Below are 17,777 nucleotides of genomic sequence, written 5' to 3'. Positions count from 1 at the left end.
GCCGGGGCGAGGCGGGCAGTATCCGGAGCAGAACATTGCATGTCCTGTGCCGATACGTGAGGAGCGCGCCATGAGTCATGTGTACCGAGTGATCGAGGTGGTGGGGTCATCGACGGCCGGGGTGGACGACGCGATCGCCAAGGCTGTCGCGCGGGCCGGGGAGACGACGCGCCACCTGGAATGGTTCGAAGTAGTCAACACGCGTGGTCACATCGATGACGGTGCTGTCGCGCACACGCAAGTTACGCTCAAGATCGGATTCCGGATCGAGTCCGGCGACGAATTGTCCGAATAGTACATTCTCGCTACCGGCAATCGCCTGGTACGATTTGGGTAATGTGATTCTCGACCGAATCTGTAACGTGTTATAGTCTGGGGTTTCGACGACCCCACCCGGCACTCTCAGGCAGGTAGCGAAGTGGCTTATGTGATCACCCAGGCATGTTGCAACGACGTCTCATGCGTCGAAGTCTGCCCGGTCAACTGCATACACCCGACACCCGACGAGGCGCCGTTCGCAACGACGGAGATGCTCTACATCGACCCGGAGACCTGCATCGATTGCGGCGCCTGTGTCGACGAATGCCCGGTCGATGCGATCTTTGCGGACAACGAAATCACCCCCGAACAGGAGCCGTACCTCGAGATCAACGCCGCGTACTACGAGCGGTACCCGATCGGACCCGACTGGCCGGAGCTGCGCAGCCGCAAGAAGATCCCGGCAGATCTCGGAACGCTGCGCGTCGCGATCGTCGGCTCCGGTCCGGCCGCGTGCTACGCGGCGCAGGAACTCGTCTCGCACTCGAGTGTCCGGGTCGACATGTTCGACCGCCTGCCTACCCCGTACGGCCTGGTTCGTGCCGGGGTCGCGCCGGATCACCAGACCACCAAGGGAGTCGGCGACGTCTTCCGCAGCGCCATCGGTCACAAGAACACCCAGTGCTGGTTCAACGTCGAGGTCGGCACGCATATCACCCACGATGAGCTGCTTGCGCACCACCATGCTGTGATCTACGCGGTCGGTGCATCGAGCGACCGTCACCTCGGTGTGCCCGGCGAAGACCTCCCGGGCTCGCACGCCGCCACCGAGTTCGTCGCCTGGTACAACGGCCATCCCGACTACGCAGGCAGGCAGTTCGACCTCTCCGGCGAACGCGCCGTGATCATCGGCAACGGCAACGTCGCACTCGACGTCGCCCGCGCCCTGGTGATGAACCCCGATGAGCTCGCTCGCACCGACATGGCCGAGCACGCCGTCGAGGCACTGCGGAAGTCGAACATCGAAGAGGTCGTCGTCGTCGGACGACGCGGCCCGGCGCAGGCCGCGTACACCAACCCCGAGCTGCTCGCCCTCGGTCAGCTCGAGGGAATCGACGTGATCGTCGACCCCAACGAGATCCAACTCGATTCGGCCAGCCAGGCCATCCTCGACGATCCCGAGGTGGAGCCGCGGATCGCACTCAAGATGCGCCAGGTCGAGGGGTACGCACAGAACAGCCCGAACCCCGGCAACAAGCGCATCGTGCTGCGGTACCTCGCGTCGCCGGTCGAGATCGCAGGCGAAGGCAGGGTCGAGTCGATCACCCTCGAGCGCAACGAACTCGTCGAATCCGACGGACGGCTGGACGCCCGCCCCACCGGCGAGACCGAGACGCTCACGACCGGTCTCGTGCTCCGCTCGATCGGATATCGCGGCACTGCCGTCGACAGTCTCCCGTTCGACGAGAAGAAGGGCGTCATCCCGAACGAGTCGGGCAAGGTCATCGACCCCGACACCGGCGACCCGGTCACCGGGGTCTACACGGCAGGCTGGATCAAGCGGGGCCCGAGCGGTGTGATCGGCACCAACAAGCAGTGCTCGGCCGAGACCGTCGCGCAGCTCGTCGACGACTTCATCGCAGGGCGTCTCGCCGAACCCGTGGCGGATCGGGAGAAGCTCGACACCCTGGTAGCCGAACGCCGCCCCGAGTACGTCGATTACAAGGGCTGGCAAGCCATCGACAAGCAGGAACGCGCACGTGGCAAGGCATCGGGAAGATCGCGTCTGAAGTTCGTCTCGATCGAGGAAATGCTCGCGGCGTCGAGGCCCGAAGCCTGACGTTCACTGCCTCCACCTCTACTGCCCGAATTGCTCGACGACGGGTCGGTGTGTGTAATGACGAGGTACGCCAGCGCCGCGGTCGGGGATGTGAAAACGCGACGCACCGTCGAACGATGGGTAATTTGTCGATGTCTGTGAAGCAGTCCATGCCCAAGAGTCGCCACCGTGCCACGCGCCGGGTCGGTCGCTTCGTCGCCGCCCTCACCGGCGCCGGCGCGGTCGCTCTCGCATTGGTCGGCCCTGCGGCCGCCGCACCGCTGTGGCCGGGTGGGCCGGAGGTGCCGAGTGTCGAAGACCTGATCGAGGGTCTCGCACCGGCGATCCCGGGTGCGCCGCAACTCCCGGCGCCTCCGGCTCCGGCGGCGCCGTTCTCGGATCCGTCGCTGAATCCTTCTTCCGGTGAAACGGTCGGTGTCGCGCAACCCATCATCATCCGGTTCAACGAGCCCGTCGGCGACCGTGCCGCCGCCGAACGCGCAATCGAGATCACGTCGGAGCCGGCAGTCGGCGGCCATTTCTACTGGGCGTCGGATCAGCAGGTGCGATGGAAGCCGTTCGAGTTCTGGCCCGCGCACACCACCGTCGATGTCCGGGCGGGCGGCTCGCACTCGTCGTTCACCATCGGCGACGCCCTCGTGACGGTGGCCGACGACAACACCAAGACGATCACCGTCACCCGCAACGGCGAGGTGGTCCGGACCATGCCCACCTCCTTCGGAAAGCCCGGCTACGAAACCCCGAACGGCACATACATCGTCGGCGACAAGTTCCGCGACATGTACATGGACTCGTCCACGTACGGCGTGCCTGTCGACGACCCTGAGGGCTACCGCACGTACGTCGAATACGCGACGCGGATGTCCAACAGCGGCATCTTCATCCATGCAGCCCCGTGGTCCGAATGGGCGCAGGGCAACACAAACACCAGTCACGGCTGCCTCAACGTGAGTACCGCGGACGGTCAGTGGTTCTTCGAGAACGCCCGCAAGGGCGACCCGGTGATCGTGCAGAACACCGCGGGCGGCGTCCTGAACGGCTGGGACGGACTCGGAGACTGGAACCTCTGATACGCGCTGAGTTTCCGCCCCCTACCCGGTCGGGCGAGTGAATCATCGGTTCGATCCATCGAAACGCACGATACATTCGCCCGGAAAGGTAGGGGGCGTCTTCTTGTTGTAACCACTTGTTCGCCGATGACGGCCAAACTGCCTCGGTGTCATCGAGTCCGGAACGAACACTGCCGCAGACGAGTCGTGGACTCCGCGGCCGTCCCTGGACCGACTATGCGCTGTTCACGGTGCTTGTCGGGCCGAACCTCGCGCTGCTGATCCTGTTCACCTATCGACCCCTGGTGGACAACATCCGGCTGTCGTTCTTCGAATGGAACATCGCCAGTCCCACTGCGACGTTCATCGGATTCGGAAACTACCGCGAATGGTTCGGCAGGACCGATACCTGGCAGATCGTGGGAAACACGATTTTCTTCACCGCGGCTGCCGTCATCGGCTCGATGGTGGCCGGGCTGGGTCTCGCCCTGCTCCTCGACCGAAAACTGATCGGCCGCAACCTCGTCCGCTCCGCGCTGTTCGCACCGTTCGTCATCTCCGGCGCCGCTGTCGGTGTCGCCTTCCAGTTCGTATTCGATCCGAACTTCGGTCTCGTCCAAGATGTTCTGGCCCGGATCGGAATCGAATCGCCCAACTTCTACCAGGATCCCACCTGGGCGCTGGTGATGGTGACACTGACCTATCTGTGGAAGAACCTCGGCTATACCTTCGTCATCTATCTCGCCGCGTTGCAGGGACTGCGCCCCGAACTGAGTGAGGCCGCAGCGATCGACGGGGCATCCGGGTGGACCACTTTCCGCAGGGTCGTGCTACCGCAGCTTCGCCCGACCACATACTTCCTGTCGATCACAGTGCTGCTCAATTCGTTCCAGGTGTTCGACATCATCAACGTGATGACGCGCGGGGGCCCACTCGGCACCGGGACCACCACGATGGTGTTCCAGATCTACGACGAATCCTTCCGCAACTTCCGCGCCGGATACGGAGCAACTGTCGCCACCATCATGTTCATGGTGCTGCTTGCGGTGACCGTATACCAGGTGCGCATCATGGATCGAGGAGATCAGAAGTGACTGCTCTCGCCGACCGTCCTACCCTCCACGCCGAACCCGAGCCGGTGGATGCCGCTACCCACGTGCGACGCGAACGTCTCGTGAAGGTGTTCGGCTATGCCGCCATGCTGTGTGTTCTGATCATCGTGGGGTTGCCGCTGTACTGGATCGTCATGACTTCGTTCAAGGAGCGGCCGGACATCTACACGATCCCGGTGACGTGGTGGCCGGCCACGTTCCATCCTCAGAACTACTCCGAGGCTGTGCAATCCGTCGAGTTCTTTGCATTCCTCCGCAACTCGGTGATCATCACCTCGGTCCTCGCGGGCGTCAAATTCGTGCTCGGTGTACTCAGCGCGTACGGGCTGGTCTTCCTTCGTTTCCCCGGCAAGAACATCGTGTTCCTCGGTATCATCGCAGCGCTCATGGTGCCCAACCAGATCACCGTCATCTCCAACTACGCATTGATCGCGGAATGGGGGTGGCGCAACACCTTCCAGGGCATCATCGTTCCACTCGCGGGCGTCGCCTTCGGCACCTTCCTGATGCGAAATCACTTCCTGTCGATTCCGGCCGAGATCATCGAAGCCGCAAGGATGGACGGGGTCGGCCCGGTGCGGCTGCTGTGGCGGGTAGTGCTTCCGGTATCGGGGCCGACGATGGTCGCATTCGCGATCATCACCGTGGTGAACGAGTGGAACGAGTATCTGTGGCCATTTCTCATGGCGGACGACGCATCCGTAGCGCCACTGCCGATCGGGCTGACGCTGCTCCAGAACAACGACGGCGTCACCAATTGGGGTCCGGTCATGGCGGGCACTGTGCTCGCGATGCTCCCGATCCTCGTGGTTTTTCTTCTCCTGCAACGACACATGATCAAGGGCCTCACCTCCGGTGCGGTCAAGGGCTGAACACTCAGGGAGCTGGTAATGGGTATCGACATCAGGCAATTGAACAGGCGCGGCTTCCTTGGGCTGACGGGTCTCCTTGCGACGAGTGCGGCTCTGGCCGCGTGCGCAGGAACCGGCGACGGCTCGACCGGCTCGTCCGGCGCATCGGGGTCGGTAGGGTCCGGCGACGCCACCACGATCAACTTCTGGTCCAACCACCCCGGCAAGTCGATCGAGATCGAGAAAGAACTGATCGGCCGCTTCCAGGCGCAGAACCCCGGTCTGACGGTCGACCTGATCGACGGTGGCAAGAATTACGAAGAGGTGTCGCAGAAGTTCAACGCCGCGCTGACCGGTGGTGACCTGCCGGACGTCGTCGTCCTGTCCGACGTGTGGTGGTTCAACTACGCGATCACCGGTGCCATCACGCCGCTCGACGACCTGTTCGCGAGCGTCGGCGTCGACACCGACGATTACGTCGACTCGCTTCTCGCCGACTACCGTTACGAGGGAATCCATTTCGCGCTTCCCTATGCGCGGTCGACGCCGCTGTTCTACTACAACAAGGACGTGTGGAATCAGGCCGGGCTGCCCGACCGCGGCCCCGAGTCGTGGGCGGAGTTCGACGAGTGGGGACCGCGCATTCAAGAGGTCGTCGGTGGTGGCAAGTGGGCGCATGGCTGGGGTAATGCCGCGGACTACCTCGGCTGGACGTTCGAGGGGCCGATCTGGACATTCGGCGGGGCCTACTCCGACGGCTGGGATCTGAAGTTCACCGACCCGAAGACCATCGAGGCAGGCAAGTTCCTCGAGGGCATGATCCACACCAAGAAGTACGCGTCCGTCTCGAACGACATCGCCAACGACTTCGCGGCCGGCCTCCTCGCGTCCACGATCGCGTCCACCGGTGACCTGTCCGGCATCACCAGCAACGCGGCCTTCGACTTCGGCACCGCATTCCTGCCCGCGCCGGACGGCCCCGGCTGCCCGACCGGTGGTGCAGGCCTTGCAATCCCATCCGGCATCTCCGACGAACGCAAAGCCAACGCGCTGAAGTTCATCGACTTCGTCACCAGCGGTGACAACACGGCGTATTTCTCTCAGAACACCGGGTACATGCCGGTCCGGAAGTCCGCGGTCGAGAACGACGACATGAAGAAGTACCTCGACCAGAACCCCAACGCGCGCACCGCCGTCGACCAGCTCGCAGTCACTCGGTCCCAGGACTACGCCCGCGTGTTCGTTCCTGGTGCCGACCAGGTGATCGGAACCGGTCTCGAGAAGATCGCGCTGCAGAACGCCGACGTCGCTGTGACATTCGCAGAGATTCAGGATCAGCTGCAGCAGATCATCGATCGCCAGATCACCCCGAACCTGTAAGCACACATTCACAGATAGAGGTACGGACCCAGTGGCCCAGATCAGTTTCCGGAATGTCACGCATCGCTACCCCGGTTCGGAGCGCCCGGCGGTCGATTCGCTCGACCTCGAGATCGCGAACGGCGAGTTCTTGGTGCTGGTGGGCCCATCCGGGTGCGGAAAGTCGACGAGTCTGCGCATGCTTGCCGGTCTCGAGGCGGTCGATTCCGGCCGCGTCGAGATCGGTGGACGCGACGTGACGGGATTGCCACCCAAGGCTCGTGATGTGGCGATGGTGTTCCAGAATTACGCGCTGTACCCGAACATGACCGTGGCCGAGAACATGGCTTTCGCGTTGCAGAACGGCGGGATGAAGAAACCCGAGCGTACGAAGCGTGTGCTCGAGGCTGCGAGAATGCTCGAACTCGAACAGCTGCTCGACCGCAAACCGGGCAAACTCTCGGGTGGACAGCGCCAACGAGTGGCCATGGGAAGAGCCATCGTTCGTCACCCGGCGGTGTTCTGTATGGACGAACCGCTGTCGAACCTCGACGCGAAACTACGGGTGAGTACCCGGGCCCAGATCGCCGAGCTCCAGCGCAGACTGGAGACCACGACGGTGTATGTCACCCACGATCAGGTCGAGGCAATGACGATGGGGGACCGGGTCGCAGTGCTCGATGGTGGCCGGTTGCAGCAGGTCGCCGCCCCGCGGACACTCTACGACGACCCCGTCAACACTTTCGTGGCCGGATTCGTCGGGTCGCCAGGAATGAACCTCGTCGAGGTGCCGGTGCAGGACGGGTCGGCGAAGCTCGGCGCGCTGCAGATTTCGGCGCCCCGGTCCATCGACGCCGGTCGCGTGGTGCTGGGAGTGCGGCCGGAATCGTGGACGCCGGTCGGAGCATGGCGAAACGATTCGTGGACATTGCGGACGGTACTCGTCGAGGAACTCGGTGCCGAATCGTTCGTTCACGCGGTATCGGCGGACCCGGCCGACGGTGTCGGGAAGATCGTGGTGCGGTGGGATCGGCGAACCCCCATCGCGAACGGTGACGAAATCTACTTGATTCCGAAATCCGGTGAGGTCTGCTTCTTTTCGGCCGAAACCGGCAGACGCATCAGGTCATGACGCGGGGGGTACGTCGGCAATCATCAAGGCATCGCCGTAGAGGTCGCGTTGGTCGCCGTCGAGCCCGGAGTCGGTGACAATCGTGTTCACCTCATCGAGGGCAGCCACCTTTGCGAGGGCTCGCCGCCCGAACTTGGCGTGGTCGGCGACGACCACCGTGTGTGCGGCCGCGGCGATCAGGGCGCGTTTGATGGGAACCTCGAGCGTGTTGTTGTTGGTGATTCCGGCGGCAGGATCGATCGCGTCTGCCCCGAGGAACGCCCAATCGGCCGAATAGTGCGACATGAACCGGACGGCATGGTCGCCGATCAGCGTGTAGACGGAGCCGAGCAACTCGCCCCCGGATACCAGCAGCCGTACGTCGGGGAACGACGCGACGAACTTCGCGATACGGAGATCGTTGGTGAGCACGGTCAGCGACGATTTCTCACGGAGCGCGACCGCCACCTCATAGGTGGTGGAGCCGCTGTCGAGAATGACACTGTCGCCGTCGGACACGAGGGCGGCACCGACCGACGCGATCGCCGATTTCTCGGCGCGGCGTACGTCCTGTTTGAGCGCGTACGGGACTTCGAACGACGCGCCATCGATCGCCTTGGCGCCCCCGTGAGTACGTTCGACCCTGCCGTCGCGGGCCAGTGCGTCGAGGTCGCGCCGGATGGTGGAGGAGTCGACGCCGAGGGCCGCCGACAGTGTCTTCGCGTCGACATATCCGTCGGCGAGTACTCGAGTGAAGATCTCACGTCGTCGTGCGCTCGCGGACACGAATGCTCCTCGGATCGGTGCGTGGGTATTGGGCGGTCGAGATCGAGAGTCTGCTCGATTGGTGACGACCATAGCGCACCGACACGCAGAACGCGCGTAGATGTTGACACTCCTGCGCGAAACTGTGCATTATTTCGAGCAGAACGTGCACGTTCTCGCGCAGAACTCGCGAAGTTGTCACGAACCTGAAGTTTGCCGAGAAGAGAAGTTCGCCCAGAACACCGGAACCGCCGAGGTTCCTCGACTTACGGACCTCGGTCGACCGCATACGACGTCGTCTTTCGGAGGTCACACGTAATGCTCAAGTTGGGATACAAGGCATCGGCCGAGCAGTTCGGTCCGCGTGAACTGGTCGAGCTCGGTGTGCTCGCCGAGGCGCATGGGATGGATTCGGCGACGGTGTCGGATCATTTCCAGCCGTGGCGGCACAACGGTGGGCATGCGCCGTTCTCGTTGGCGTGGATGACGGCGGTGGGGGAACGTACCGAGCGGTTGCAGTTGGGGACGTCGGTGCTCACGCCGACGTTCCGGTACAACCCGGCGGTGATCGCGCAGGCGTTCGCGACGATGGGGTGTTTGTATCCGGGGCGGGTGATGCTGGGTGTGGGGACCGGTGAGGCGCTCAATGAGATCGCGACGGGGTACAGCGATGCGTGGCCGGAGTTCAAGGAGCGGTTTGCTCGTCTTCGGGAGTCGGTGCGGTTGATGCGGGCGTTGTGGACCGGTGATCGTGTGGATTTCGAGGGGGAGTTCTACCGGACGGTGGGGGCGTCGATCTATGACGTGCCCGACGGTGGTGTTCCGGTGTATGTCGCGGCGGGTGGTCCGGTGGTGGCGCGGTATGCGGGTCGGGCGGGTGATGGGTTCATCTGTACCTCGGGTAAGGGGATGGAGTTGTACACCGACAAGTTGTTGCCTGCGGTGGCCGAGGGTGCGGCAAAGGCCGAGCGTGAGGTGGCGGGGATCGACAAGATGATCGAGATCAAGATTTCGTATGACACGGATCCGGAGTTGGCGCTGGAGAATACGCGGTTCTGGGCGCCGTTGTCGTTGACGCCGGAGCAGAAGCATTCGATCGAGGATCCGGTGGAGATGGAGGCGGCTGCCGACGCTCTGCCGATCGAGCAGGTGGCGAAGCGGTGGATTGTGGCGTCGGATCCGGATGCCGCGGTCGAACAGGTCAGGGCGTATATCGATGCCGGTCTCAACCATTTGGTCTTTCACGCGCCGGGTCATGATCAGAGGCGTTTTCTGGAGTTGTTCGAGCGGGATCTGGCTCCGCGTCTGCGCGCCCTCGCGTGAACGGACGGACGACGAGATGACTTCGGTTGCACAGAATGTGACCACCCTTCCGCAGTGGAAGGCGCTCGACGCCCATCGCGCCGATGTCGAGTCGTTGCACTTGCGCGAATTGTTCACGGCAGATCCTGCCCGGACCACGGCGATGACAGTCACCGCCGCGGATCTGGAGATCGACTACAGCAAACACCGGATCACCACCCACACGAGGGATCTGCTCCTCGACCTCGCTCGCGCGACGGGGGTCGAGGCCTCACGCGACCGGATGTTCGCCGGTGAGCACATCAACGTCACCGAGGACCGAGCGGTCCTGCACACCGCGCTGCGGCTGCCGTCGACCGCACAGTTGCGGATCGACAGTGAGAATGTGGTAGCCCACGTGCACGAGGTGCTCGAGGCGATGGGTGAGTTCACCGACCGCGTCCGCGACGGCCGGTGGCGCGGAGCGACCGGCGAGAAGATCGCGACGGTGGTCAACATCGGGATCGGTGGATCGGACCTGGGACCGGTGATGGTGACGCGTGCCCTGCGGCACTACCACGACGGTCCGCCGGTGCGATTCGTGTCGAATGTCGATCCGGCCGATCTCACGGCGGCCCTCCACGGTCTGAATCCGGCGACGACATTGTTCATCGTGGCCTCCAAGACGTTCTCGACGGTCGAGACCCTGACGAACGCGACCTCTGCGAGACGCTGGCTTGTCGCGACGCTCGGAGATGACGCGGTCGCGGCGCATTTCGTGGCGGTGTCCACACACGCACAGCGGGTCGAAGAGTTCGGGATCGACCCGGCCAACATGTTCGGCTTCTGGGACTGGGTCGGCGGACGGTACTCGGTGGGGTCTGCGATCGGGCTGTCGGTGATGTGTGCGGTCGGTCGAGAGCGATTCGCCGAACTGCTCGAAGGGTTCCACCGCGTCGACACCCACTTCCGAACGGCGCCCCTCGAGAAGAACACTCCGGTCCTGCTCGGCCTGCTCGGCGTGTGGTACACGAGTTTCCTGGGTGCGCAATCGCGTGCTGTGCTGCCGTACTCCAACGACCTCGTACGTTTTCCCGCCTACCTGCAGCAGCTGACCATGGAGTCGAACGGCAAATCGATACGCGCCGACGGAACTCCGGTGGGATGCGCGACCGGCGAGATCTTCTGGGGCGAGCCGGGAACGAACGGACAGCATGCGTTCTATCAGTTACTTCATCAGGGAACGCACCTGGTACCTGCCGATTTCATCGGATTCGCCACGTCGACGGACGACCTTCCCACTGCCGACGGAACCGGAAGTATGCACGATGTGCTCATGGCGAACTGCTTCGCGCAGTCGAAGGTGATGGCATTCGGCCGCACTGCAAACCAAGTGCGGGCCGACGGCACGCCCGAAGAGTTGGTGGCACACAAAGTGATGCCGGGTAATCAGCCGTCGACGACCATCCTTGCACCGAAACTGACCCCGTCGACACTCGGGCAGCTCATCGCGCTGTACGAGCATCAGGTGTTTGTTCAGGGCGTCGTGTGGGGGATCGACTCGTTCGACCAGTGGGGTGTGGAACTGGGGAAGGTGCAGGCAACGCAACTGCAGGCGGCGTTGACCGAAGGCAGCGATCCTGCGACCGGTGATGCGTCCACCGACGCCCTCATCCGAATCTATCGAGAGATGTCGAAGGGAGAGTGACCCATGCCCGCTCTGAAACTGCTCAAACTTCCTCCGCCGGTCGCGGAGTCGTGGGACTGGCAGATGGACGCCGCATGCCGCGACGTCGACGGCGCGATCTTCTTCCACCCCGACAACGAGCGCGGCGAACCGCGAGAGGAGCGAATCGAGGCTGCGAAGCGGATCTGCCACTCGTGCCCGGTGAGTATGCAATGCCTTCGCTACGCTCTGGAATCCGGTGAGCGATACGGGGTATGGGGCGGTATGACCGAGGAGGAACGAAAGGCTGCACGCAGGCGGCGTGTGGTTCGATAGTGCGCCGATGTACAACGGCACCGAGTGAATGCACTCGGTGCCGTTGTACGTGTGCGATTTTCAGGCGTCGAGGAACAGATCCCGTTGCGGGTTGTCGCCACCACCGTAACGCGAGAGATCGGTGATACCCGCCGCAGTGAGCACGTCGGCGTCGATATAGCACTTTCCGCTGGTGGTCTTCGCAGGACTCGACAGGATTGCCACCGCGGCGTCGGCCATGATCTCGGGGCTGCGCGACGAGGACAGCAGGTTATCGCCGTCCTGCATGTTCGCGACCGCTGAGGTGGCGATATAGGTCTCCGGCCACAGGCAGTTAGCGGCGATTCCTGCCTCGGCGTACTCTGCCGCGAACCCCAGTGTCAGCAGCGACATTCCGTACTTGGACAGCGTGTACGCGGGATGCGCGCCCAGCCAGTGCGGGTTCATGTTGATCGGCGGGGCGATCGTGAGGATGTGTCCGTTCTCGGACTTGCGTAGATGCGGCAGGGCTGCCTTCGTGAGGAGGAAGGTACCCCGGCAGTTGATCTCCTGCATCAGGTCGTATTTCTTCGCGGACAGATGCTCGGTCGGTTCGGTACCGATCGCGCTCGCGTTGTTGACGCACATGTCGATGCCGCCGAATCGTTCGACGGCGGTGTCGACGGCGCGCTGTACGTCCTCCTCCTTGCGTACGTCGCCGACGATCGCGACGGCTTTTCCGCCGGCCGCTTCGATGTCGGCGACAGCCGTGTGCACGGTGCCCTTCAACTTCGGGTGGGGTTCGCCGGTCTTGGCCAGGAGCACTACGTTCGCGCCCTGCGCTGCGGCTGCGACGGCGATCGCAAGTCCGATGCCGCGGCTGGCGCCGGACACAACCATCGTGCGGTCGCGAAGTGCATGCTGGCTCGTCATCGTTCTCCCTACTCGGATTTCATACCACTGACTCGTTCTCACCGATGATATTGGCATTCTCATTTTCTGCAAGTAAGGTATCCGGCGTGAGCGATATCGTGGAAACCTCGTCCGGGATCCCGCTCGATCCGGTTTACGGGTCGGGGGACCGAGAGCGTGAACTACCCCTGCCCGGAAAATTCCCCTTCACCCGTGGGAACTTCGCTTCCGGTTATCGGGGACGGCTGTGGACCTTCCGTCAGTACTCGGGCTTCGGCACCGCCGAGGAATCCAACCGTCGCTACAGATACCTGCTCGAACAGGGCGGGACCGGGCTCTCGGTCGCGCTGGACCTGCCCACCCAGTGCGGTTACGACTCCGATGACCCCGAGGTCACCGAGGAGGTGGGGCGCGTCGGCGTCGCCGTCGACACCCTCGCCGACGCCGAGATCCTCTTCGACGGCATCCCCCTCGACAAGATCAGCACCAGCTTCACGATCAACGGCACCGCCGCGATTCTGCTTGCCTTCTATGTGGCTGCTGCCGAACGCAAGGGTGTGTCGCGAGAGAAGCTCACCGGCACCATCCAGAACGACATCCTCAAAGAGTATGCGTCCAGGGGCACCTGGATCTGGCCGCCCGAGCCATCCTTGCGACTGATTGCCGACACGATCGAATTCTGTGCCGCAGAAGTTCCGCGTTTCAATGCGATCTCGGTGGCAGGCGCACACTTCCGCGATGCGGGAGCCAACGCGGTCCAGGAGATGGCCTTCACCCTTGCCGACGGGGTCACGTACTGCGACACCGTGATCGAACGCGGCCGCATGACCATCGACCAGTTCGCGCCGCAGATCTCGTTCTTCTTCTACACACACGGCGACTTCTTCGAGGAAATCGCCAAATATCGCGCAGGACGGCGTCGTTGGGCGACGATCGTCCGCGAGCGTTACGGTGCCACCACCGACAAGGCATCGATGTTCCGGTTCGGTTGTGTCGCGGGTGGAGCTTCGCTCTACGCGCCGCAGGCGCAGAACAATCTCGTCCGTGTGGCCTACGAATCCATGGCCTCTGTGCTCGGCGGCGTTCAGTCGATGTTCACTGCGGCATGGGACGAACCGTTCGCACTGCCGAGCGAGGAATCCGCGACGCTCGCACTACGCACCCAGCAGGTGCTCGCCTACGAGACCGGCGTGACCCGAGTGGCCGATCCGCTCGGAGGGTCCTATTTCGTCGAGGCACTCACCGACCGCACAGAAGAACGCATCATCGAGATCATGACCGACCTCGAGCAACACGGCGGCATGGTCCGCGCTATCGAGGACGGGTACCTCCAGGGCCTCATCGCCGACGAGGCGTACAAGCTCCACCAGGAGATCGAAGGCGGCGAGCGTCCCGTCGTCGGAGTCAACAAATTCGTCTCCGACGAGCCCGCGCCGGAGATCTCCACCTACGAACTCGATGCCGAAGGCCGCGAGATGCAGCTGAAGCGCCTCGCGAAAGTGAAGGCCGAGCGTGATCCCGAGGCCGTGCGCAGCACCCTCGCCGCACTGTCCCGCGCCGCGGAAGGAACCGACAATCTGATGCACTCCCTGATCGACTGCGCCAACGCCTACTGCACGGTCGGCGAAATGGTGTCCGCGCTGAAGTCCGTGTGGGGCGAGTTCCAGCAGCCGGTGGTGTTCTGATGACCGCCCGCGTTCTCGTCGCAAAGCCCGGACTCGACGGCCACGATCGTGGCGCCAAGATCGTGGCGCGCGCTCTGCGCGACGCCGGCTTCGAGGTGATCTACACCGGAATCCGTCAGAAGGTCGAGGACATCGTGTCCATCGCCATCCAAGAGGACGTCGCGGTGGTGGGTCTGAGCATTCTCTCGGGTGCGCACGTCGCATTGACGACGAAGGTCGTCGAGGCTTTGCGTGCTGCAGACGCAGGTGACATCGACGTGATCGTCGGAGGCACCATTCCTCAGTCCGACGTTCCCAAACTTCTCGCAGCGGGCGCTGCCGCAGTGTTCCCCACCAGCACGCCACTCGACGAATTGGTAGCGGGAGTGCGCAAGCTGACCGAGAACACACGCTGAGCGGAAACAAGTCCAGATGTAGTCACTTTCGAGCCCGGCCCACCGAGCGCGCCACCGGGCCGCGCAGACAACGAACTCGAATGCTGGAGGAATCGTGCGGATCGGAGTGATGGTCGGACCCGAGCAAGGGGACACCAACCGCAAGGTCGACCGGATGTTGAAGGACGTCGAATGGGCGGAGGCCGCCGGATTCGACACCGTGTGGGTCCCGCAGATCCCCACCGACTTCGACGCATTGACTGCCATCGCCCTCATGAGCACGAGGACGAGCCGAATCGAGATCGGGACCGCAGTGGTGCCACTGCAGGCGCAGCATCCCGTGCATCTCGTGCGCCAGGCGCTGTCCACGCATGCCGCGCTCGATGGTCGACTCGCTCTGGGGGTCGGTCCGTCGCACCACTGGATCGTGCAGGACATGCTCGGCCTGCCCTACGACAAGCCCGCCAAGTTCACCCGGGACTACCTCGACGTGCTCGGCGGCATCAAGGATCTGCCCGGCTCGATCGATGTCGAGAACGACACGTTCACCGTGCACAACCCGCTCGACATCGGACCTGTGGCACCGATGCCCCTCCTGGTTGCCGCGTTGGGCCCCGTCATGCTGAAGATCGCCGGTGAACGGGCCGACGGAACGATCCTGTGGATGGCCGACGAGCGCGCGATCGGAGAGCACATCGTTCCGCGCATCACCAAGGCCGCCGCAGACGCGGGACGACCCGACCCGCGCATCGTCGCGGGTGTGCCCGTGTGTCTGTGCGCACCGGGCGAAGAGGACGTCGCGCGTGAACGCGCCAACCGCATCCTCGCCGAGGCCGAGATCTCGCCGAACTACCAGCGTCTGCTCGAGCAGGGCGAGGCAAAGGACATCGGTCAGATGGCCATCGTCGGCGACGAGGACTCGATCCTCGCCGGGTTCAAGCGGTACCGCGACGCAGGCGTGACCGATCTGTCGATGCGCCTGCTTCCCATCGGAAACAACCGCGACGAACTGGTCGCGTCGAAGTACCGCACACGTGAGGTCGTCGCCGAGCTTGCGAAGGAACTGCGGTGACCGGTCCCCTCGCAGGTATCCGGATCCTCGAGGTCGGCCATATTCTTGCCGGACCGTACGCAACGATGATGCTCGCGGATCTCGGGGCCGAGGTCACGAAGATCGAACCACCGACAGGGGATCTGTCACGGCAGGTCAGCGACGCGTACTTCGCGAGTCTCAACCGGGGCAAGCGGAGCATCTGTCTCGACCTGACCACCGATGAGGGCCAGCGTCGGCTCGGTGAGCTTGCCGCCGAATCACACGCTCTGCTGGTCAATCTCAAGCCGTCGGCGATCCGGAAGTACGGTTTGACCTACGACGCATTGCGACGGTTCAACGACAAGATCGTGTGTGTCGCGCTCACGGGATACGGCCTCGACGAGGGCGACGACCCCGCATTCGATTACGTCATCCAGGCAGTGACGGGCGTCGCCGACCTCACCGGCGATCCCGCCGGGCCACCGACACTTCCCGGGTATTCGGCGGCCGACAATTCGACCGGCCTGACGGCCGCGCTCGGCCTGCTCGCCCAGATCGTGTCGGGTCGTGGCGGCCAGGTGGAAGTCTCGTTGCGCGACGTCATGCTCTCGCAGCTCAATTACCGGGCGTCGGCATATCTCAACGAGGGCACCCCACCGCGCCGTATGCCGAGCGGTGCGCATTCGTACTATGTTCCCGCGCAGTTGTTCCCGACATCGGACGGGACGCTGGCGTTGTTCATCACCCACGACGGTTTCTGGCGCACGTTCGCCGCCGAAGCGGGTATCGAGGGCTTCACGACGATGGCCGAGCGCGCGGCACAGCGAGACGAGGTGCTTCGCGTCGTCACCGAAGTACTCGCCGGTGACACCGCGGCCGGGTGGGAATCGCGATTGCGTCCGCTGGGTGTTCCCGCTGCCGCGGTCCGGTCGCTGCCGGACGCGCTGGAGGCCACACCGTCCATGGTTGTGGAGGCCGGTGACTTCCGGCTCGTCGGAAGTCCCATCCGCATCGACGGCTATGAGCCCGAATACGGAGCGCCGCCGAAGCTGGGCGAGCACGGCACGCTTCCAGTCGGTTGAACCTTCTGGTCCGCTGTTGCGAACACAAGCCCGGGCACATCGATGGCCTCCAACGAAATCTCGTTGGAGGCCATCGATGTGTTGCACGTCCTACTCGTATCGCACCTTGATGGAGCAGTCCGGTACAGCCTGGCAGGTGAGGGTGTAGCCGTCGGCGATCTCGTCGTCGCTGAGTGCATCGTTGACGCGCATGGTGGCACTGCCGTCGGTGATCTTCGCGATGCAGGTCGCGCAGTTACCGGCCTCGCACGAGAACGGAGGTGCCAGACCTGCTCGCCGCGCGCTTTCGAGAAGTGTCTCGCCCGCCTGCAGTGGCACAGACACGCGCTGGCTGCCCAGCCGGATCGACACGGTGCCCTCGACCGGCGCGGCCGGCGCCGGAGGCTCTGCTTCTGCAGCTTTCACGGGTTCCGCGGCGGCACCGAAACGTTCGCTGTACACCGTGCCGGGGCCGGGGAGGGCGGACTCGATCATGTCCATGAACGCCTCGGGGCCGCACAGGTATGCGTCGGACGCGGTGTCGCCGCCGATGAAGTCCAGCGCACCAGCGGGGGTGAGCAGGCCGGAGTCGTCGTCGAAGTGACGAACGACGGTGAGGCGTCCGCCGTACTGCTCGACGAGCTGGTCGGTCATGGCGTCGAAGATCGCAGCGTTTCGGTCGCGGTCTGCGATGAGTAGGCGGACGTCCCTGTCGGTGGTGGCGAGCGCACTCTTCGCGATGGACAGTAGGGGGGTGATGCCGCTGCCGCCGGCGAATCCGATGACCGGCCCTGCCCCTTCGCGCAGCAGGAAGGTGCCTGCGGGTCGGGTGATCTCCACCTGATCGCCCTCGGCCACGTTGTCGTGCAGCCAGTTGGAGACCTTGCCGCCGGGAACTCTCTTGATGGTGGTCATCATCTCGGTGTCGGTCTCGGGGGCACTCGACATCGAGTACGACCGGTAGAGGTCTGTGCCGTCGACATTGACCTTGAAAGTGCAGAACTGACCTGCCTGGTAGGTGAACGGCCCCTCCACGGGGGTGAGCACGTAGGTGCGGGCGTCGTCGGTCTCCTTCACGATCCGGGTAACGGTCGCGCGCTGGAACAAAGGTGGTCTCGCCATGGAC

General features: G+C 63.8%; 17 protein-coding genes. 14 read left to right on the top strand and 3 right to left on the bottom strand.

All coding sequences use genetic code 11. The annotated features are described in order from the left end of the window. Positions 1-70: 70 nt before the first annotated feature. The 7 genes from ACSYG9_RS07050 to ACSYG9_RS07020 all read left to right on the top strand — a co-directional run bounded on the left by ACSYG9_RS07050 (position 71) and on the right by ACSYG9_RS07020 (position 7,601). The gene (locus ACSYG9_RS07050) at positions 71-295 is read left to right on the top strand and encodes a dodecin (protein ID WP_454841819.1); all 225 of its coding nucleotides are present in this window, start codon (positions 71-73) and stop codon (positions 293-295) included. A 123-nt stretch (positions 296-418) separates the two neighbouring features. Then, positions 419-2,098, top strand: coding sequence for an FAD-dependent oxidoreductase (locus ACSYG9_RS07045; protein ID WP_440126481.1), 1,680 nt, complete (start codon positions 419-421; stop codon positions 2,096-2,098). Positions 2,099-2,247: 149 nt separating this feature from the next. Further along, the gene (locus ACSYG9_RS07040) at positions 2,248-3,168 is read left to right on the top strand and encodes a L,D-transpeptidase (RefSeq protein ID WP_454841817.1); all 921 of its coding nucleotides are present in this window, start codon (positions 2,248-2,250) and stop codon (positions 3,166-3,168) included. Between the two features lie 146 nt (positions 3,169-3,314). Beyond that, on the top strand, positions 3,315-4,241 hold the full coding sequence (locus ACSYG9_RS07035; protein ID WP_440126480.1) for an ABC transporter permease subunit: 927 nt from the start codon (positions 3,315-3,317) through the stop codon (positions 4,239-4,241). Further along, positions 4,238-5,131 carry a carbohydrate ABC transporter permease gene (locus ACSYG9_RS07030; protein ID WP_454841815.1) on the top strand — a complete coding sequence of 298 codons (894 nt, stop codon included), beginning with the start codon at positions 4,238-4,240 and terminating at the stop codon, positions 5,129-5,131. Before ACSYG9_RS07035 ends, ACSYG9_RS07030 begins: the two co-directional genes overlap by 4 nt. Positions 5,132-5,161: 30 nt before the next feature. Continuing rightward, positions 5,162-6,490, top strand: coding sequence for an ABC transporter substrate-binding protein (locus ACSYG9_RS07025; RefSeq protein WP_454842907.1), 1,329 nt, complete (start codon positions 5,162-5,164; stop codon positions 6,488-6,490). Between the two features lie 31 nt (positions 6,491-6,521). Beyond that, the gene (locus ACSYG9_RS07020; protein ID WP_440126478.1) at positions 6,522-7,601 is read left to right on the top strand and encodes a sn-glycerol-3-phosphate ABC transporter ATP-binding protein UgpC; all 1,080 of its coding nucleotides are present in this window, start codon (positions 6,522-6,524) and stop codon (positions 7,599-7,601) included. Here the strand turns inward: ACSYG9_RS07020 and ACSYG9_RS07015 are convergent. After that, complete coding sequence (locus tag ACSYG9_RS07015; protein WP_454841813.1) at positions 7,596-8,366, bottom strand: DeoR/GlpR family DNA-binding transcription regulator; 771 nt, start codon at positions 8,364-8,366, stop codon at positions 7,596-7,598. The genes ACSYG9_RS07020 and ACSYG9_RS07015 overlap by 6 nt on opposite strands. A gap of 297 nt (positions 8,367-8,663) precedes the next feature. Between ACSYG9_RS07015 and fgd the strand changes: the two genes are divergently transcribed. From fgd to ACSYG9_RS07000, 3 genes are read left to right on the top strand one after another with little or no spacing between them, the layout of a single operon-like run. Continuing rightward, positions 8,664-9,668: a glucose-6-phosphate dehydrogenase (coenzyme-F420) gene (gene fgd, locus ACSYG9_RS07010; protein WP_454841811.1), complete on the top strand. Its 1,005-nt coding sequence runs from the start codon at positions 8,664-8,666 to the stop codon at positions 9,666-9,668. Positions 9,669-9,684: 16 nt separating this feature from the next. After that, positions 9,685-11,334, top strand: a complete 1,650-nt coding sequence (gene pgi / locus ACSYG9_RS07005) for a glucose-6-phosphate isomerase (RefSeq protein WP_454841810.1) — start codon at positions 9,685-9,687, stop codon at positions 11,332-11,334. A gap of 3 nt (positions 11,335-11,337) precedes the next feature. After that, a complete protein-coding gene (locus ACSYG9_RS07000) occupies positions 11,338-11,628 on the top strand; it encodes a WhiB family transcriptional regulator (RefSeq protein ID WP_454841809.1) in 291 nt (96 codons plus the stop codon). A gap of 60 nt (positions 11,629-11,688) precedes the next feature. On the opposite strand, the gene ACSYG9_RS06995 is transcribed toward ACSYG9_RS07000, so the two are convergent. After that, positions 11,689-12,519 carry an SDR family oxidoreductase gene (locus ACSYG9_RS06995; RefSeq protein WP_454841808.1) on the bottom strand — a complete coding sequence of 277 codons (831 nt, stop codon included), beginning with the start codon at positions 12,517-12,519 and terminating at the stop codon, positions 11,689-11,691. Positions 12,520-12,605: 86 nt separating this feature from the next. Here ACSYG9_RS06995 and ACSYG9_RS06990 point away from each other — a divergent pair, with 86 nt between their 5' ends. From ACSYG9_RS06990 to ACSYG9_RS06975, 4 genes are all read left to right on the top strand, one after another. Then, the gene (locus ACSYG9_RS06990) at positions 12,606-14,183 is read left to right on the top strand and encodes a methylmalonyl-CoA mutase family protein (RefSeq protein WP_440126472.1); all 1,578 of its coding nucleotides are present in this window, start codon (positions 12,606-12,608) and stop codon (positions 14,181-14,183) included. Next, positions 14,183-14,578, top strand: a complete 396-nt coding sequence (locus tag ACSYG9_RS06985; protein WP_440126471.1) for a cobalamin B12-binding domain-containing protein — start codon at positions 14,183-14,185, stop codon at positions 14,576-14,578. The genes ACSYG9_RS06990 and ACSYG9_RS06985 overlap by 1 nt, the downstream gene beginning before the upstream one ends. Before the next feature lie 94 nt (positions 14,579-14,672). Further along, positions 14,673-15,629: a TIGR03564 family F420-dependent LLM class oxidoreductase gene (locus ACSYG9_RS06980; protein ID WP_440126470.1), complete on the top strand. Its 957-nt coding sequence runs from the start codon at positions 14,673-14,675 to the stop codon at positions 15,627-15,629. After that, a complete protein-coding gene (locus ACSYG9_RS06975) occupies positions 15,626-16,672 on the top strand; it encodes a CaiB/BaiF CoA transferase family protein (protein ID WP_454841806.1) in 1,047 nt (348 codons plus the stop codon). The genes ACSYG9_RS06980 and ACSYG9_RS06975 overlap by 4 nt, the downstream gene beginning before the upstream one ends. A 90-nt stretch (positions 16,673-16,762) precedes the next feature. On the opposite strand, the gene ACSYG9_RS06970 is transcribed toward ACSYG9_RS06975, so the two are convergent. Continuing rightward, positions 16,763-17,773, bottom strand: coding sequence for a 2Fe-2S iron-sulfur cluster-binding protein (locus ACSYG9_RS06970; protein ID WP_440126468.1), 1,011 nt, complete (start codon positions 17,771-17,773; stop codon positions 16,763-16,765). Positions 17,774-17,777 lie beyond the last annotated feature (4 nt).

The organism is Rhodococcus sp. SJ-2 (genome assembly GCF_053750035.1).
The sequence above is the reverse complement of the archived record's forward strand: the minus strand, read 5'-3'. Positions and strand labels throughout refer to the sequence as shown.

What these genes read in the sequence shown, in the direction of transcription:
- ACSYG9_RS06995 (WP_454841808.1), bottom strand. Translation starts at nt 12,519, where the DNA reads ATGACGAGCCAGCATGCACTTCGCGACCGCACGATGGTTGTGTCCGGC.
- ACSYG9_RS07040 (WP_454841817.1), top strand. Translation starts at nt 2,248, where the DNA reads ATGCCCAAGAGTCGCCACCGTGCCACGCGCCGGGTCGGTCGCTTCGTC.
- fgd (WP_454841811.1), top strand. Translation starts at nt 8,664, where the DNA reads ATGCTCAAGTTGGGATACAAGGCATCGGCCGAGCAGTTCGGTCCGCGT.
- ACSYG9_RS07050 (WP_454841819.1), top strand. Translation starts at nt 71, where the DNA reads ATGAGTCATGTGTACCGAGTGATCGAGGTGGTGGGGTCATCGACGGCC.
- pgi (WP_454841810.1), top strand. Translation starts at nt 9,685, where the DNA reads ATGACTTCGGTTGCACAGAATGTGACCACCCTTCCGCAGTGGAAGGCG.
- ACSYG9_RS07000 (WP_454841809.1), top strand. Translation starts at nt 11,338, where the DNA reads ATGCCCGCTCTGAAACTGCTCAAACTTCCTCCGCCGGTCGCGGAGTCG.
- ACSYG9_RS06970 (WP_440126468.1), bottom strand. Translation starts at nt 17,773, where the DNA reads ATGGCGAGACCACCTTTGTTCCAGCGCGCGACCGTTACCCGGATCGTG.
- ACSYG9_RS06985 (WP_440126471.1), top strand. Translation starts at nt 14,183, where the DNA reads ATGACCGCCCGCGTTCTCGTCGCAAAGCCCGGACTCGACGGCCACGAT.